The sequence below is a fragment of the Paucisalibacillus globulus genome (assembly GCF_900184735.1).
GTDB classification, from domain to species: Bacteria; Bacillota; Bacilli; order Bacillales; family Amphibacillaceae; genus Ornithinibacillus; species Ornithinibacillus globulus_B.
Window position 1 is genome coordinate 55,736 of the sequence record NZ_LT855390.1, and the last position, 15,963, is coordinate 71,698.

A 15,963-nucleotide genomic window follows, 5' to 3' on the forward strand; every position below is an offset into this window, starting at 1 on the left:
TTCAGGCTTATACAAAGACTCTTCACCCAGATTGAAAGGATACTTGAAATTAATAATCTTGAAACCATTACAACAGAAGTTGTTGAAGCTGCACGAGACAGTTTAGTTATCGGAATCAAGTAATTATAAAAATCTATCTTTTACATGAAGATAGATTTTTATATTTCATCTCGTGCAAAATAGTATTTAAAATATGCGCAAAATACCGTTCAAAGTGACATAATTGCTCCAATATTTCTAATCCAATGGTACCTTGTCCTGCCATGACAAATGGATCATCATATGGGGGAATAAAGACACCGTCTTGTTCAGCTGCTAGCTCTTTTGCTCTTGGTAGTCTTTCTGCTGAAGTGGTACCACATTTTTCAATCCACCCACCATAAGCTTTTATCGCATTTAGCTTGCTTTCATTGGCATCAACGGGAACAACGATAGTTGCTGGGATACCTAATTTATTTGCAATATAAGCAACAGCCTGTCCATGATTTCCACTGGATGCAGCTGTGATAAAGGTCGCCTTCTCGATGGCGGCACGCTTCACTCGATTGGTTGCTCCACGAATTTTGAAGGAACCGGTCTTCTGTAAATGTTCTGCTTTAAAGTACATCTGATTTCCGCAAATGTCACTAAGCTGGGAAGAGTATAGGATTGGCGTTTCATGGATGATATCGGAAATATTCTCTCTCGCTTGAATTACATCATGAATAATGATCATGGATAAAACACGCCCCTTATGATTTCATCTATATCTAATTATATCCTCTGATACTAGATGATAGAAGTAATGATGTAGTAGTTTATTGTGAAAATTATGCAGATTATATTCTCTTCCTGTCTAAAATTGCCATTATTTTCAATTGAAAAGAAGGATTTACCGATTTGTATCACGAAATGATTACATAGAACGAAAGGAGTGGAACTAATGAAACCACCTATTGCAAAGCGCATTCCACATCCACATGAAATACATGGTGATGTGCGTAAGGATGACTATTATTGGCTAAGGGACCGTGAAAACCCGGAGGTCATTGAGTACTTAGAAGATGAAAATCGATATTACGAGGATGTCATGCGTCCACTAGAAGAGAAAACAGAAAACATTTATCAAAGCATGGTTGACCGTGTTCCAGATTCGGAAATGCAAGTGCCAGTACAGCATGGATCATACTTCTACTATTCTCGTATGGAAAAAGACAAACAATATCCGATTTATGCACGAAAGCAAGCAGAAAGTCGCGAACTCTTACCCGAAGTACAAGAAGAAGTAGTACTAGATCTGAATGAATTGGCCGTAGATGGTGATTACTTAAGTGTAACAGTAAGGCGTATGAGTACCGATCACAATCGTCTTGCCTATTTGGAAAATCGAGATGGCACAGACCGGTACACTGCTTATGTAAAAGACTTGACTACAGGAGAACTCTTACCCGACCAGATTCCCAATGTATATTTATATGGTAGCTTGGAATGGAGTCGTTGTGGCGAGTATATTTTTTATATTACGATTGATGAGAGTCAGCGACCATATCAGTTATGGCGCCATCGTTTAGGGACTGACGTAAGTAGTGATGAACTTATTTTAGAAGAAAAAGATACAACCTTTACGTTATTCGTGACGAAATCACAAAGTGGAAAGTTTATTTTGGTACATTCAAGATCGACTACGACAAGTGAAGTTCACTTAATCGATGCGGATTCACCATTAGCCCCTATACGGCTAGTAGATGAACGACGGGTGGGGATTGAATATGATGTGGAAGATTGGGGAGATGACCTTCTGATTTTAACCAATGAAGGGGCATTGAACTTTCAACTTCTACGTTGCCCACTAGATGATTTACAATCACGTGTGAACGTCATTGAGTACAGGGAAGTGCGCTATCTTCAGGGTATATACCCATTTCGTGATGCTCTTTTTATATTTGGTCGAGAAGAAGGATTGACGCAAATCTGGAAACTTCGTGATGGCGAGTTAGAGAAGATAAGTTGGAGTGAACCACTATACACAGTTTCTATCGCAGCTAATCAAAGCTATGACACATCAGAAGTACTAATTCAATATGAATCCTTACTCACTCCAAAAACAACATATGGACTGAATCTGGAGACTGGAGAAAAGCAAGTATTACAAGTTGCACCCGTCAGTGGAGAATATGAACGTTCTAATTATCGTCAAGAACATTTATGGGCGACAGCTGAGGATGGAACTAAGGTCCCAATGGCTGTTGTTTATCGAGCAGGGGCACTTGAAAAGGGACCAGCACCGTTAATTCTAACTGGCTATGGATCGTATGGAGCAAACAGTGATCCACATTTTGATCCATATCGACTTCCACTCTTGGATAAAGGAATTATTTTTGTCACTGCACAAGTTCGTGGTGGCTCGGAAATGGGACGTCATTGGTATGAAAAAGGTAAAATGCAGAATAAACGAAATACGTTTACAGATTTCATTGATGCTGCGAAGTATCTTATTGAACATGGTTATACAACACCAAGCCAAATGGCAGCACGTGGTGGAAGTGCAGGAGGCTTACTTGTGGGAGCAGTTGCCAATATGGCTGGAGAGCTTTTTAAGGTTATCGTTCCAGCAGTACCGTTTGTAGATGTAGTGACGACAATGTTGGATACCACGATTCCCCTCACCACCCTAGAATGGGATGAATGGGGTAATCCTCAAAAAAGCGAGGACTATTTTTATATGAAGTCTTATAGTCCATATGACAATGTAGAAGAAAAAGAATATCCACATATGTATGTGACAACAGGCCTGAATGATCCACGAGTTGCATATTGGGAACCAGCCAAGTGGGTCGCGCGCTTACGAGCAATGAAAACAGATCATAATATCCTAGTATTGAAAACGAATATGGGTGCAGGGCACTTCGGAGCATCGGGTCGCTTTAATCATTTGAAGGAAGCCGCTGCTTGCTATGCGTTTATCTTGGATAAGCTAGGTGTTACTACGGATTAAATGATGTAACCTCTAAAGGAGAATTCCTTTGGGGGTTTTTTATTTCGAAGTACTTGTAGTATGGTGAAAGATAAATGTGATTTTTCATTTAGAGAGGGGGAGCGGAATTAAAAGGAAGAATGGGAGGTTCTCGTGTATCAATTGGTCTGTGAAATTGGGTTGAAATGAAGAATAGGAGGTTCTCGTGTATCAATTGGTCTGTGAAATTGGGTTGAAATGAAGAATAGGAGGTTCTTGTGTATCAATTGGTCTAGTAATTAGGGTTGAAATGAAGAATAAGGGTTTCTTGTGCATCATTAGGTCTGTGAAATTGGGTTGAAATGAAGAATGAGAGGTTCTCGTATATCATTAGGTCTGGTAATTAGGTTTGAAATGAAGAATAAGAGTTTCTCGTGCATCATTAGGTCTGTGAAATGGGTTTGAAATGAAGAATAAGAGACCCCCATGCATCATTTGATTTATGAAATAGAATTGAAAAGAAGAATAAAAGTTCATCATTAACCTGTCCCCCTGATTATTCCCACTAGATTTCTTCCGAATGGAAGAAATCCTTTCTCATTAATATAATCGAATCCAATTTGTGTTAGGTGGCAAGATTATAGTTGAATTTTTTTAGTAAGGGTAGAACCAAGGAGAAGTTCTACCCATACATCAAAAATTAAGAATAGTGATAAGGTGCCTTTGAAACTGTAGTTGTTCTATTTTGAAGTCTAGCATAGCCAATCAAGGTAAGTGTAAGCATCCCGATAAGAAAAGCAATAAAGTAAGGAGAAACAACATCTCGAACCACACCAGTAATAAATGAACTAGCAATCATACCAACTGAATAAACAGCAGACATAACACCAAAAGCACGACCGTGCCCTTCACTTGAAATAGCATCAGTAATAGCAGTTGCCATTGCAGGCATCATAATTCCAAAGAAGAAACCTAAAAAGAATAATAGGAATGGTAAGGCTACTAGTCCACTAAATATGGCGAACAAACTGATACACATTCCAAATAAACCAAGAATAAGCCTTTTAATCGGATTGAATCGGTTAATGAAAAATAACGATAAGGAGAAAAACGTCCCGATGCCAAAGAAACTGAATAATAGGCCGGTAGTAGCCGTGGATAGCCCCTGTTCTACAGCAAGATAAGGAACTTCATAAATAATAACACCATGAATATACATCAAGGCAAATCCAGTTAAAAATACAATCTTTAGATGAGGATTTTGAATAACCTGCATAAAGTCCAGCGGTTTTGTGTGCTTCTGAACCACAATTGTATTCTCTTTTTCGTTCAAAAAGTATGTGGTATACATGCCAATCAATAGTAAAGAAGTTCCAATGACATAATATGTATTGGCATAACCGATGGCTGTTCCGAGGAGTCCCCCAACTATTGGTGCAACAATACTAGCAATCGTTCCGAGTATGCCATTGATGGCCATGTTCTTACCCTGCTGATGACTATTTTTCGCATAACCAGAAAGTAACGCTAATGCAGCCGGAATGAGAAAAGCTAGGGAAAATCCATTTAGAGCACGTAGCACTAGTAAACTAGTCGAACTCGTAGCGAGCGCATGAGCGATAAACAGGATTCCTGAAACAAAGATTGGTAGTGTTATAAAAACTTTCTTTCCAAATCGATCAACCAATGGCCCAGCAATTAAATTCCCTGTCAAGTTTGTGAAGGATGCCAAGCTAAGCATGATACCAATTAAAACACTTGATGCTCCTAACTTTGCTGCATAGGGTGCAAAAATAGGTGCTTGAATACTCATTACCAGACTCATGAAGAACATCACAAGAAAAATATGCATTTTGTCTATCGTTGTTTGTCTCATTTTTTCACCTCAAGAAAAATGTATGCACGAGGTTGGAATTTAAGACAAGCTAGATTAAAAAAATTAGAAATCTGGAAGTAAAATACAACTAGCGCTGAGATTGAAAGAATGCTATACTTATCAAGCGATGAGCTAAAGTTGTGTAAGACGAAGGACAATGCAATACATGTGCATGTGAACCACATGGTCCTGCGCCACAATTATATACGCAAAAACGTCTATCTTGGATAGACGTTTTTCTATTTAGATAAACAATCTGCCTTAAGGGAGCTCCTATACACTACCCTAAACTTGTTAACAGTACCATAACTCCATTAGTTAACCCGTGAATAATAACGGATGGCCAAATCGAATTAGTTCGTTCATATGCTAAAGCAAAGATGATTCCACTAAAGAAATTAACTGGCATGACATTGTACGTTGGGATATGAATAATAGTAAAGATGGAAGAGCTAAGTAATAAAGCTCCTATGAATCCTACGCGAGTGCGAAACCAACGATATAAAAACCCACGATAAAAAATTTCTTCGTATATGGGGGAGATAACAGCTGCAGAAATGAAGGCAATAAAAACAGTTAAGAAAGTTACGTTTTTCTGCATCGCTTCTGTTTTACTATTCTCCCAAGAATTCCCTATAAAGCTAGTAAGCACCACAATGACCACTGCGCCAATCAGTAACCCAATAGAAAATAAAATAATGGTCTTCCAATCCTTCATTGCAAATGTTCTTATTCCCACTTCAGACCAAGAAAGTTTTTTTGGACCGAGAGCAATAAAGTAAACACCTAGAATTAGCACAATTGCTATTGTCAGTCCCATTAATGTCCCAGCATATAGTTCATTATCAAGCCATTGGGAATACAATGGTTGAATTATAAATTTTATACAGCCTATTACTATTCCAAATTCTAGTAACAGTAATAAGATGAATTCTTTGATCCCCCAATGATCTTGCTCTTTCCATTTCATTTGATTCATTTTCATTCGTCATCCCTCTTCCACAATATGGTATAATCCAACTATATTAGATAACGTTACGTCACCTGCAAGTACTTTTTTTAGGAGGTAATGAAATGAAACGGTGGACAACCGGGGAAGTAGCGAAACAGCGAGATATTTCCATTCGCACTCTTCGTTATTATGATCAAATCAACCTACTTACACCAAGCTATCGAGATGATAAAGGAAAGCGATATTATTCAGAAGAAGATTTATTTACATTAGAAAAAATAATAATTCTAAAATCCCTTTCACTTCCATTGGAGAATATTCGCATTATCCTAGATAAACTATCCTATAAACAAATCCTAATTTCCCACTACAATTACCTACAAGAACAACACTCAAAACTAGAAACAAGTATCTTAAATACGGCTTCATTAATTAATATGATAGATTTGGAGGATACCTTATCCTGGGAAAGTGTCTCTAAGCTAGCTAAGCGGCCAAAAGATGAATCTAAAAAATGGCTTGATTATTTTCAAGAGGAAGAAAAAAATATCTTACTAAGCACCATCCCTAACATCAGCAACAATGATGAAACAACCCAGCAGTATATATCATTGTTGCGTAAAATAGAGTGGTGTATAAAACATAAAATTAGTCCTGAATCGGAAGAAGGCTCTCAAATTGGAACTAGTTTAATAGAAATAACTAATAGTCATTTTCAAGGAGATTCCGACTTAATGGAGAAATTCTGGGAAGTCAGGAAGTTACCAGCCGAGGAAACAGGACTATATCCGATTTCTGAAGAAGTTCTGGAGTTTGCAGAGCGGTGTATGGCATATGTAACAACCGAATAGCTTAGAAAATATTAGCTACTTAGGTAGTAAATCCCCAGTTATAGGAGTGGATAAAATGAGGATATTTCCAGATTGCCCTGTTGTTATTAGATACGTAGAATTGGGCGGGTTAACTAAAGGTGAGCTTATTCAAAAGCTTCAACAAAACTCTATCATGATGAATGAGTATGGAGAGAAGTTATTATCTGATGATAGATTTACAACTTCAGAAACCATCTACACACTGAAAACCGTTGAACTGACCATTAGAGATCTTGGTTTTCCTGAAGGAGCGACATTGTCCCGTATCTTTAAACGGTCCAGTGAACTTGGGTTAGAATTGTGCCCGCTTGAACTTGCACCTTACCTAAGACTTGAGTATCTGGACCAACCTGAAGGAAATCTTGGAAAACAATCACGACAACATCAAGCTCCAACTGGGTCGATAACCATCGCATCAGAGATAGTCAGTAAAGACGATGAATTTCCAAAGGGCTTTTACCTGAGGAATATTAATGGCGTGCTCTGGTTACGTGGATATATTGCGGATGACCAGCATGTTTGGAGTCCAAATGATCGCTTCATCTTTTGCCAAACCAAGGAATAGCTCCTTGTATCAAATCTGTACTATTGAAAGAAAAGGAATGATTGGAAGTACGCTGAATAGGTTGGTAATAATACTCAATTAATTTTAGGGGGAATTAATTTGAAGAGAATAATTACTCTGTTACTTTCAATCTTGCTCTTAGCAGCTTGTTCAGAAACGACGAATAATAATTACATTTTTACTGGAGAAAGTGAACATTGGGAAGCTGAATACGTATATGAAGGAATAGAAAAATGGGGAGAAAAAGATGGACAGAGAACGTATTCGAACAATGATAGCTATAAATTTGTATTAACATATAAAGGTTCATTAGAGGAGTTGTCTTCTATAAAAAAACTTGAGTACTCATTTGAAACTAGAAGCGGTAGTAGTGATAGCACTATGGAGTTTACCGAGCCACCGTCTACGGTAATGTTCTCGTCTTCAGGTGGTTCAACTGGTGCGAAGGTAAGTGAAAATGAAATTATAAAAGTTAATGTAAAATGGGATGACTTTGAAGAGACATTTGAACTTCAGACTAAGTAATAACAATTATAGAATATATACAGGGGGATCCATATGACTGCAAACATTCGTAAAGCGCGTTATGAAGATATTGAACAAATCCAAGATGTTGCAAAAACATCTTGGAACGCTACATATGATGGAATTATTCCTTTGGTTGTACAAGAAAATTTCTTGAAATCGGCTTACAATGATGAAAGGATGAAGCAACGAATAGACCATTCTTTTATTTTTGTAGCTGAATACAACGATAGAGTTGTTGGGTTCGCTAATTTTTCACCAGTTAGAGAGGATGGACAAGTTGAATTAGGTGCCATTTACCTTTATCCAGAGTACCAAGGTAAAGGGATTGGTTCCGCCCTATTACAACAAGGAATTAAGGATTTAGACGGAATAAAAGAGATTTATATTAATGTTGAAAAGAATAATAGGATAGGCAAGACGTTTTATGATGCAAAAGGCTTTAAAATAGTGAAAGAGTTCGATGATGATTTCGATGGACATATCTTAAAAACAGTCCGAATGGTTTTGAAATTATAGCTAAGCGGATGCTAAACTAAGCACATGGTTATTCTAGGAGGATAGTATCATGGCAGAAAAATTAATAGTAAAAGATGAAGTACTAATAGAAGCAACCCCTTCAAAAGTATGGGAGGTTCTTACAAACCCGAAATATGTAGCTCAATGGGATGAGCTTCCAGAGAATTACCCAAGTGAGCATATGGGAAAGGGAAGTAAAGTAGTTTGGGAGCTCCCTAACGGTGGACAGACTGTTACAACCATCATTAAAGCTGAAGAAATGAAGGAACTGAAGATTGCATTATACTCATCAAATTGGGATGAACAGGTTGATGAAGGAGATATTGCGTACCTGTATCAATTAGAAGAATCAAATGGAAATACGATATTAGCGATTCAAATTGGTGATTTTTCACTTCTGAAAAATGGACAAGACTATTATGATGCCTCGGTCGAATTTGCATCTGAATCGAAGAAAGTAATGAAAGAATTAGCGGAAAGTCTATAAGATATGAAATAGAAGGTGTTCTATGTTTGAACGCCTTTTTCTGTGGGGTAATTCTGAATTGTATTTTACAATCTTTATGCTAGTATCCGTAGGGAAAGTATCGTAACATCGAGGTAGCTAGGTTCACAATAGTGAGATACATTAGTTGGAAAAATTTAAGAGGTGTTAAGATGTCATCATCTGAAAGAGATAACATGATCATAGAATTAAAGAATATGGTTGTTCCAGAACTTAGGAATAAACGATTTAAAGGGTCTTTTCCCCATTTCCGAAGAATTAGCGAGGATAAAATCGATTTAATAACTTTTCAATTTGACAGGTATGGCGGAGGATTTGTTGTGGAGGTTGGGGTATGTCCCCCTGAAGGATTCACTCAGTCTTGGGGTGAGAAAGTACCACCATATAAAGTGACAGTACACGACATAGATGATAGGTTGAGATTGAAACAGAATGATGGGCAATGGTTTCGGTACGATGTTGATGTTGAAAATATATATGAACATGTAGCAAAAGATGTATTGAACCATCTCTATGAGGCTGAAGAATATTGGGATAAGAAGGGTAAATGAGAATGTCTCTATTGAACGGAAGGGTCAACAATCCGTTAGCTTTCCATTACTACATACGCTTTTAAGTTTTGGTCGAGGGAGGACTAACTATGCATACAGATATTTCTATTTTACTAGCTTTTGGTGCAGGGGTATTATCCTTTGTTTCACCTTGTGTATTTCCGCTTTATCCAGCATTTTTGTCATATATTACGGGAATGAGTGTATCAGAAATACAAGAAGGTAAATGGAAAGGGCAACGAAAAGCCATTTTTCATACCATTTCATTTTTGGTAGGGTTTTCCATTATCTATCTAGTGCTGGGATTAGGAACAGCTGGTAGTGCAACATTAATTGAGACTTGGTATTTCCAATATGGTGATTTGATTCGACAAATAGGAGCTATTTTAATCGTGTTCTTTGGTTTAGTTACAATTGGAGTATTCCAGCCAAAGTTTCTAATGCAGGATCATAAACTTAACATTCGAAATAAATCTTCTGGTTATATAGGAACAGGGGTTATCGGTTTAGCCTTTGCAGTTGGTTGGACACCTTGTATGGGGCCAATTTTAGCAGCAACATTAGCTCTTGTTGGTGCAAACCCGTCACAAGGGTTATGGTATATGTCTGCCTATATATTAGGATTCAGTATACCTTTCTTCTTATTAGCTATATTCATCACTAAATTCACGTGGTTAAAAAAATACAGTGGTAAGTTTATGAAAATTGGTGGCGGCATTATGATAGTAATGGGAGTTATTTTGTTCTTTGATAAATTCACACTCATCAATTCTTTATTAGCACCAATTTTTGGAGATTTTCAAGGGTTTTAGTAGTATTCTTTTTTTGTATGAATGAAGCAGAAATGTATAGGAATTTATTATTTACTATTTCAGTAGTTTACTTTGTAATGTTGAAACTGATAACTCTAAAAATAAACGGTTCCGTTATGGAGTCCAAAAATGAAAATATCATCACATTTAGCAAGTAAATTAGCAACACAATTCGCATGCTATTTTTTACTGTAATATTAATGTTTTTACACTTTTGGCATTATGTAGTAATTAGCTAGGTTTTAGCAAGATGACAACGGATATTGTCAATGCTACAAAACTCATACCAATTGACGCTCGAATTGCAGTGTTAAATGATATGATAAATCTAGTGCTAAAACTCCAATCGACTTAATAACAGTATCCAATAAAAATTGCCTAAGGAAGAGAATTTCCTTAAGCAATTTTGGTTATATATATTTTATTTTTCTTATACTAATGTACCCGTTAGTGCAATAAGAACCGAGTTTCTAGCTAAAAATAAATCTATTTAATTGTTATTCTGTATGATGTGCGGGTTTATTAAAAAAAAGCGTCGTATAGGAATGATATGCCTAGTTCCAGGTATAAGTAAGCAATGGCGACGAACAGGACAGTTCCAGCTATTGGTAGAAACCATTTTCTTTTCTTGACTTGGTGCCAGTAATTGACTGCCCACATTACTGTTAGGAAAACAACAGTAACGAATGCAACCATGTTTGAGGTGGGGTTTTGGTTTGGGCTAATATTAAACACAGAGAAAAACGCGATTAAACCAATAGCTCCCAATAGAATTAAATTGACAGTATGCACGACAATATAATAAATAGTACCCTTATTTTTCATTAAATATCCACCCCGATCATTTATAGTTTACAATCACATTTTATTATTCTCTTTCCCGTCCCACTAATCTTCGACTGCCATCCCTTAACAAAATAGTCATAGTTGAGTATAGCACCCGTTAATGCAATAGGAATTGAACTTCTATTAGCTAGTTTAGTTCAATATCTAATAGTTAAATATTAACACAACATTTCAATTATTTATCTCAAGTGCAAAGACCACCAGCATGATGAACTATCCCTCCCTATTGTTAATGGGTAAGTTTTTTTACTTATTTATTATCTAACTTCTGAATCCACGAGAAATCTTGGTCGTGAAAACTAGAAATCAATCCATAACAGTTTCATTTCAGTAGAAAAGATGCCAAACAGCTGGTATCAATTTTTGAATATTTCTATCGATTTTTTCCGACCAAAGAACCATATCCCGATTTTACCAATTACTGTAAAATTTAAAAAGTACAGGTACAAAGGATTAAATAAGGGAGGAAAACAATGAGGCTAGTAACATGTAGTTTTAAAGTCAGTCTATTAGTATTCACACTTTCTTTAATGGTATTTGCTATCCCCACTCTTTCAAGTGCGAATGAGGGAGAAAAAACAGGTGTAGAAGTAGATGCAGATGTTATGACACACACAGGAGCTTTGTTTAATGATCCAGGGCTTACGGTAGAACAAAAAGTCATTGGGAAGAGCTAGCAAAAGAAAAAGATGAATGGCTGGAGAAAACATTAAAGGAAACAGATAATGCGATTAATGCTGAAATTGAGGGAGAGCATTATAGTATTACTGTCACAAACTATAAACAAGAAAGAGATTATTGGTGTGGTCCTGCTTCAGCCAAGCAATCATTGAGTTTCCATAAAAGAAAAAGTGGCTCTAGCACCAGTTTGCCAACACAAACTAAATTATCTAGTCTTATAGGTACGGAAACCAATGGAGCAAGTGCCACAACAGGAATTGTGACGGCATTAAACAACTACAAAAACACATTTGGATTTAGTGCGAACCCTTATGTCGCAGCGGATCTTACCAATACGTCAAATCCTGAGTACGTTTTTAATACTAGGATTAAAGGAGTTTTGAAAAACAGAACGAATGCACCAATCGTTCTTGTTGAAACCAAATATTTACCTCGATATTCCGGTAAGGTTTTAAGACACTATTTCACAATTTCTGGATATTCGCATGAATATGCCACAGGGAAAAAGCTAATGAAAACAGTCGATCCAAACTATATGACCGCATACTTAGGAAGCTATTGGGATCCAATTGGTTCTAAAACTACAAATGGGGTATTTAGAGCCGTTTATCAAGCAGACGTAAGTGCGGGTAATATGGCGATGGCTTATTAAAAAATTATCGACTAGAGATGGAAACATCTCTAGTTCCACTTTAAGGATACGAGGTATAAACATGCAAAAGAAATGGTATGTACTTATATTACTTTGGGTGTTGTTTTTAGTTGGTTGCAGCTCTCACGAAACCAAAGAAATCATGCTTGAAATCCCATATGAGAATTATTTGCACCCCTCAATGAATGATGAGGTATTATATGTTACAGTTGGTCAAAGAATGAGTAGCGATGCAGTAGACACCCTGATTCGTTTTGAACCAGATACCGGCAAAGCGGAAGAACTATACTCATCCGAATTTCCTGATTCGTACATGCAAGATACTCAAGCGAACGATAGTTGGCTCATTTGGGTAGATCAAACGTCAGACGGAACAATATCGAAACTCTTAGGGATGAACTTGTCCAATCAGAGTGTCAAAGAGATAACAACAACAGATCCAAACTATCCAATCATTCTCTCCCCGAAGTTGTTTGAAGATTTTGTAGCATGGACGGAACTAGGAAATGAGCAACAATTCGAAGTTAAACTTCATAACCTAAAGAAAAACGAAACGGTCACAATTGCTACTTTACAAGAACCGTCTATCTATAATTCGTTCGTCTCTATTGGTGAAGATAAGCTACTTTGGGCTGACACCAAAGAGGGGAAAGGGTATTATATGCTGTACGACCTTAAAGAAAAAACAACAGAAACATATGAGGCACCAACCTCTCATCCAGGGTATCCGAAGTATACCAACGGTAAGATATTTGCTATAAACTTCGTGAATGACGGGAATTGGACCAATCAAGATTTTGGATATTTAGATATAAAGGAAAACCAATATTATTCGATAAACAAGAAAGAATATTACATCAACTATTTCGACACATATGATGACCGTCTAGCTATTTTAGATAGCGAAAACAACCTGACAGTCTACGATTACAAAAACGGGGAGTTAACCCCATTAGATATAACCATCACGGATGAACAGGAGTCCACTCCATTGTTTCTTTACTTTGTTCATGAAGGACATTTAATGCTGCAATACGATTCACTCGAAAATATAGGGGACTCAAAAATTGGAATCATCTATTCAAACTAGTGTACAAATAAAAAATGCCATCTGGCATTTTTTTTTTGTATTCTTCGCCTTAGATATAGATAGACCTTTATATGTAAAATGCTTTCCAACTAACCTGCCCGTAGCATAATAATTTCCATCTAAACACTAACGTAATATTCCAAAAATAAGATTAAGAATTTAACCACAAGAAAAAGGCGATACCAATCGGATCACCTTGTATCACTATTGCACCCGTTAGCTTAAGTACATTAATTCACAATCTTACTTGCTTATTTGAGTAATAGAATAATAATGCGGAAATGGAATAAAAAAAGGGACTCCAAATTTGCTGGATGCTCCCTTCTTGTACGTTTAATTTCCTTAATAACAATATGTAGTTATTTAGGAATTACAGGAACCCACAGTTCGTTTCTCGGTTTATGTTTAGGTGGATAATAACATTCGATACAAGGGATATCAGCAAGTTCATATCTAGAAGTTGGAACCCACTCTGTGTATAATCGCTTCCATGCATTCGTTATTCCTGGAAAAACAGCCCAAGTTCGGTGAGTAATAATTAACGTTTCCATTTCACTCGGCACCTCTTTATCATATCGGACACCCATAAAGTATGTAAATTCTTCATCCATAATGGCTGCCTCTTTTCCACAAACGCCTAAAAGACTTTCAAGTGTGCATTTTGGTTCTTCCCAAGACATATCAATCAATTGTTTCATAAATCCATCTTTTTTGGCACTGCTCCATAGTGTAGGAATTGTTTTAAAGGCTCTACTTGTTTTAACTACATTACCTTTTCCTATAACTTTTAAATCAAAATCAAGATTCTCAATCCGATACTCCATTTCGGTATCCCCTTTTATCGAAATTTGAAAAACGATTCTTGGAAAGGCTTTCAAATGCACCCCTTCATTACGAGCTTCCGATAGTTTGATTCCATGTATCTTTTGAAAAGCACGGGAAAAAGAATCAGCAGACTCATAGCCATATTTATTGGCTACGTCTATAATTCGAATGTCACTTTTTTGAATATCAAATGCAGCAAGCGTTAAGCGTCTCCGTCTGATATATTCAGATAGAGATATTCCCGAAATAGATGAAAACATCCTTGGAAAGTGATACTCGGAACAATGAGCTATTTGTGCAATTTTTTTATTATTTATATCGTCCTCTAGATTGTTTTCAATATAATCCAAAGCACTATTCATTCTATCTATCCAATCCATTTTTTCTCCCCTTCCTCTTATTTATTTTACAGGAAAAGGTATTTATTTGTCCGACATTTCATGCACAAATAAATCGGATTATTTCCGTACCATTGATTGGATTTTATTACTTTGGGAAATTTCCTTCTAATGCTAATCTGCCCAGTTAGCACAATAAGCGTTTGATCATGTTAAACTAAAGCACCCGTTCGTATTATAAGGTTAACCAGAAATTACTGGTTGACCATTTTTTATATGGTCTTATCATTTACATTGTAGCCGGGGTAGAACGGAAGCACCCGTGGGACTTGATCCCGTCAGCTAAACTGTTCGCCCCCTACTTGTAGAAACATGATTGAGGCTGGTTGGGACAAGGATCCCGTATAACAAGCGAAGCTGTGATACTACAAGAAGGATTAGGGGTACCGGCAAATACTTCTTAGGAGGAGATAGTTCATGAATCCAGTAGTAGGTCTAGATGTAGCGAAAGGAGAAAGTCAGATTCAAGGTTTCCTAGATAAGAAGAAGCCTTATAAAGCTAGTTTTAAAGTACCGCATACCTTGGAAGGTCTAGATAAATTGCGTCACTTTTTAATTGATATTGAGAATAATACTGGGGTACGACCTCCAGTCGTACTAGATTATGATAAAAAGCGAGATGAAGGAAAACCTTATAAAGTAGCCATAATTGCATGTGCAAACAAGTTATTACATTGGATTTACGCATTATTGAAAAGTAATACTACCTTCCAAGATATTGCTTAAATAAACAAATTAACCAAATACCCCAAAACCTTCCAATTCGAGATTACAGGAGGGTTATTTGGCATGCGCAAATTTAGTATATCATAAGCTATTTTAGATTTTTAGAGAAAAATATTGACAACTATTAGCTGGTTTACTTGAATAACCCAAGCGTTCTATACAATAAAACAGAGGAAGCATTTATAGAAATTTAATATTTGTAAATATCGATTAACGGACTATATCCTGGATTGAATGTAAATGGAATGAAGGTTCCCAAAACCCCTATTCCCTCAATTAGTGTTCTATGCCCTTCTTCATCTTCAAGGATAATGCCCATCTTATTTATCAAAATATAATCGTCTATAGTTCTGTGTACAACTATTCCCTCCGAATTTTCATATAAACAATTATCTCCAATACACTCTATATTATATTTATTCACTAACCACTTATTAAAAGTCTCGAGAGAAGGTCTTGATAATGATAAGGTTAGAAAAAGTAATATAATTAAAGCGAAGATGAAGATTTTAATTCGTTTTCTTTTCATAGATTACCTTTCCTCCTTCTTGACTTATTCCGCCCCATTAGCATAATAGGTGTTAGATTTTGCATAAACACTTTTTTCGTTAAAGCACCCTTTAATAACAAATCCCT

16 protein-coding genes and 4 pseudogenes are annotated in these 15,963 nt (G+C 36.5%); 14 read left to right on the top strand and 6 right to left on the bottom strand.

What is annotated here, in order from left to right; translation table 11 throughout:
- Nucleotides 1–123: pseudogene (locus BN999_RS20865) on the top strand (AAA family ATPase); the annotation flags it as partial.
- A 97-nt stretch (nt 124–220) separates the two neighbouring features.
- Here BN999_RS20865 and BN999_RS09565 read toward each other — a convergent pair.
- Nucleotides 221–715, bottom strand: a pseudogene (locus tag BN999_RS09565) (threonine ammonia-lyase); the annotation flags it as partial.
- A gap of 207 nt (nt 716–922) precedes the next feature.
- Here BN999_RS09565 and BN999_RS09570 point away from each other — a divergent pair.
- Nucleotides 923–2,974, top strand: a complete 2,052-nt coding sequence (locus BN999_RS09570) for a S9 family peptidase (protein ID WP_096271162.1) — start codon at nt 923–925, stop codon at nt 2,972–2,974.
- A 658-nt stretch (nt 2,975–3,632) separates the two neighbouring features.
- Here the strand turns inward: BN999_RS09570 and BN999_RS09575 are convergent.
- Together BN999_RS09575 and BN999_RS09580 are read right to left on the bottom strand one after the other, a co-directional pair.
- A complete protein-coding gene (locus BN999_RS09575; RefSeq protein WP_255247433.1) occupies nt 3,633–4,808 on the bottom strand; it encodes an MFS transporter in 1,176 nt (391 codons plus the stop codon).
- 280 nt (nt 4,809–5,088) lie between these two features.
- Nucleotides 5,089–5,793, bottom strand: coding sequence for a CPBP family intramembrane glutamic endopeptidase (locus tag BN999_RS09580; protein ID WP_096271163.1), 705 nt, complete (start codon nt 5,791–5,793; stop codon nt 5,089–5,091).
- 89 nt (nt 5,794–5,882) lie between these two features.
- Between BN999_RS09580 and BN999_RS09585 the strand changes: the two genes are divergently transcribed.
- The 7 genes from BN999_RS09585 (at nt 5,883) to BN999_RS09615 (ending at nt 10,109) form a co-directional block, all read left to right on the top strand.
- A complete protein-coding gene (locus BN999_RS09585) occupies nt 5,883–6,611 on the top strand; it encodes a MerR family transcriptional regulator (protein WP_096271164.1) in 729 nt (242 codons plus the stop codon).
- Nucleotides 6,612–6,666: 55 nt separating this feature from the next.
- Complete coding sequence (locus BN999_RS09590) at nt 6,667–7,197, top strand: helicase (protein ID WP_096271165.1); 531 nt, start codon at nt 6,667–6,669, stop codon at nt 7,195–7,197.
- 99 nt (nt 7,198–7,296) lie between these two features.
- The gene (locus BN999_RS09595; protein WP_096271166.1) at nt 7,297–7,722 is read left to right on the top strand and encodes a lipoprotein; all 426 of its coding nucleotides are present in this window, start codon (nt 7,297–7,299) and stop codon (nt 7,720–7,722) included.
- A 33-nt stretch (nt 7,723–7,755) separates the two neighbouring features.
- Entirely contained in the window at nt 7,756–8,241 is a 486-nt protein-coding gene (locus tag BN999_RS09600) for a GNAT family N-acetyltransferase (protein ID WP_096271167.1), read from the top strand.
- Nucleotides 8,242–8,290: 49 nt separating this feature from the next.
- A complete protein-coding gene (locus BN999_RS09605) occupies nt 8,291–8,728 on the top strand; it encodes an SRPBCC domain-containing protein (protein ID WP_096271168.1) in 438 nt (145 codons plus the stop codon).
- A gap of 170 nt (nt 8,729–8,898) precedes the next feature.
- A complete protein-coding gene (locus BN999_RS09610) occupies nt 8,899–9,297 on the top strand; it encodes a DUF4304 domain-containing protein (protein WP_096271169.1) in 399 nt (132 codons plus the stop codon).
- Between the two features lie 89 nt (nt 9,298–9,386).
- The gene (locus tag BN999_RS09615; protein WP_096271170.1) at nt 9,387–10,109 is read left to right on the top strand and encodes a cytochrome c biogenesis CcdA family protein; all 723 of its coding nucleotides are present in this window, start codon (nt 9,387–9,389) and stop codon (nt 10,107–10,109) included.
- A gap of 522 nt (nt 10,110–10,631) precedes the next feature.
- On the opposite strand, the gene BN999_RS09620 is transcribed toward BN999_RS09615, so the two are convergent.
- The gene (locus BN999_RS09620) at nt 10,632–10,934 is read right to left on the bottom strand and encodes a hypothetical protein (protein ID WP_096271171.1); all 303 of its coding nucleotides are present in this window, start codon (nt 10,932–10,934) and stop codon (nt 10,632–10,634) included.
- Nucleotides 10,935–11,428: 494 nt separating this feature from the next.
- Between BN999_RS09620 and BN999_RS09625 the strand changes: the two genes are divergently transcribed.
- The 3 genes from BN999_RS09625 (at nt 11,429) to BN999_RS09635 (ending at nt 13,378) form a co-directional block, all read left to right on the top strand.
- The gene (locus tag BN999_RS09625) at nt 11,429–11,632 is read left to right on the top strand and encodes a hypothetical protein (RefSeq protein ID WP_096271172.1); all 204 of its coding nucleotides are present in this window, start codon (nt 11,429–11,431) and stop codon (nt 11,630–11,632) included.
- 86 nt (nt 11,633–11,718) lie between these two features.
- On the top strand, nt 11,719–12,288 hold the full coding sequence (locus BN999_RS09630) for a C39 family peptidase (protein WP_255247447.1): 570 nt from the start codon (nt 11,719–11,721) through the stop codon (nt 12,286–12,288).
- Nucleotides 12,289–12,349: 61 nt separating this feature from the next.
- The gene (locus BN999_RS09635) at nt 12,350–13,378 is read left to right on the top strand and encodes a hypothetical protein (protein WP_096271174.1); all 1,029 of its coding nucleotides are present in this window, start codon (nt 12,350–12,352) and stop codon (nt 13,376–13,378) included.
- A gap of 359 nt (nt 13,379–13,737) precedes the next feature.
- On the opposite strand, the gene BN999_RS09640 is transcribed toward BN999_RS09635, so the two are convergent.
- Nucleotides 13,738–14,583, bottom strand: coding sequence for an AraC family transcriptional regulator (locus BN999_RS09640; RefSeq protein ID WP_096271175.1), 846 nt, complete (start codon nt 14,581–14,583; stop codon nt 13,738–13,740).
- Nucleotides 14,584–15,018: 435 nt separating this feature from the next.
- Here BN999_RS09640 and BN999_RS21305 point away from each other — a divergent pair.
- Nucleotides 15,019–15,204, top strand: a pseudogene (locus BN999_RS21305) (IS110 family transposase); the annotation flags it as partial.
- Nucleotides 15,205–15,327, top strand: a pseudogene (locus BN999_RS21210) (IS110 family transposase); the annotation flags it as partial.
- A 190-nt stretch (nt 15,328–15,517) separates the two neighbouring features.
- On the opposite strand, the gene BN999_RS09650 reads toward BN999_RS21210, so the two are convergent.
- A complete protein-coding gene (locus tag BN999_RS09650; RefSeq protein ID WP_096271176.1) occupies nt 15,518–15,856 on the bottom strand; it encodes a hypothetical protein in 339 nt (112 codons plus the stop codon).
- Nucleotides 15,857–15,963: the final 107 nt, after the last annotated feature.

Excerpts from the sequence above, each read along its gene's own strand:
- BN999_RS09570 (WP_096271162.1), top strand. The coding sequence starts at position 923 with ATGAAACCACCTATTGCAAAGCGCATTCCACATCCACATGAAATACAT.
- BN999_RS09575 (WP_255247433.1), bottom strand. The coding sequence starts at position 4,808 with ATGAGACAAACAACGATAGACAAAATGCATATTTTTCTTGTGATGTTC.
- BN999_RS09580 (WP_096271163.1), bottom strand. The coding sequence starts at position 5,793 with ATGAAAATGAATCAAATGAAATGGAAAGAGCAAGATCATTGGGGGATC.
- BN999_RS09585 (WP_096271164.1), top strand. The coding sequence starts at position 5,883 with ATGAAACGGTGGACAACCGGGGAAGTAGCGAAACAGCGAGATATTTCC.
- BN999_RS09590 (WP_096271165.1), top strand. The coding sequence starts at position 6,667 with ATGAGGATATTTCCAGATTGCCCTGTTGTTATTAGATACGTAGAATTG.
- BN999_RS09600 (WP_096271167.1), top strand. The coding sequence starts at position 7,756 with ATGACTGCAAACATTCGTAAAGCGCGTTATGAAGATATTGAACAAATC.
- BN999_RS09605 (WP_096271168.1), top strand. The coding sequence starts at position 8,291 with ATGGCAGAAAAATTAATAGTAAAAGATGAAGTACTAATAGAAGCAACC.
- BN999_RS09610 (WP_096271169.1), top strand. The coding sequence starts at position 8,899 with ATGTCATCATCTGAAAGAGATAACATGATCATAGAATTAAAGAATATG.
- BN999_RS09615 (WP_096271170.1), top strand. The coding sequence starts at position 9,387 with ATGCATACAGATATTTCTATTTTACTAGCTTTTGGTGCAGGGGTATTA.
- BN999_RS09620 (WP_096271171.1), bottom strand. The coding sequence starts at position 10,934 with ATGAAAAATAAGGGTACTATTTATTATATTGTCGTGCATACTGTCAAT.
- BN999_RS09625 (WP_096271172.1), top strand. The coding sequence starts at position 11,429 with ATGAGGCTAGTAACATGTAGTTTTAAAGTCAGTCTATTAGTATTCACA.
- BN999_RS09635 (WP_096271174.1), top strand. The coding sequence starts at position 12,350 with ATGCAAAAGAAATGGTATGTACTTATATTACTTTGGGTGTTGTTTTTA.
- BN999_RS09640 (WP_096271175.1), bottom strand. The coding sequence starts at position 14,583 with ATGGATTGGATAGATAGAATGAATAGTGCTTTGGATTATATTGAAAAC.
- BN999_RS09650 (WP_096271176.1), bottom strand. The coding sequence starts at position 15,856 with ATGAAAAGAAAACGAATTAAAATCTTCATCTTCGCTTTAATTATATTA.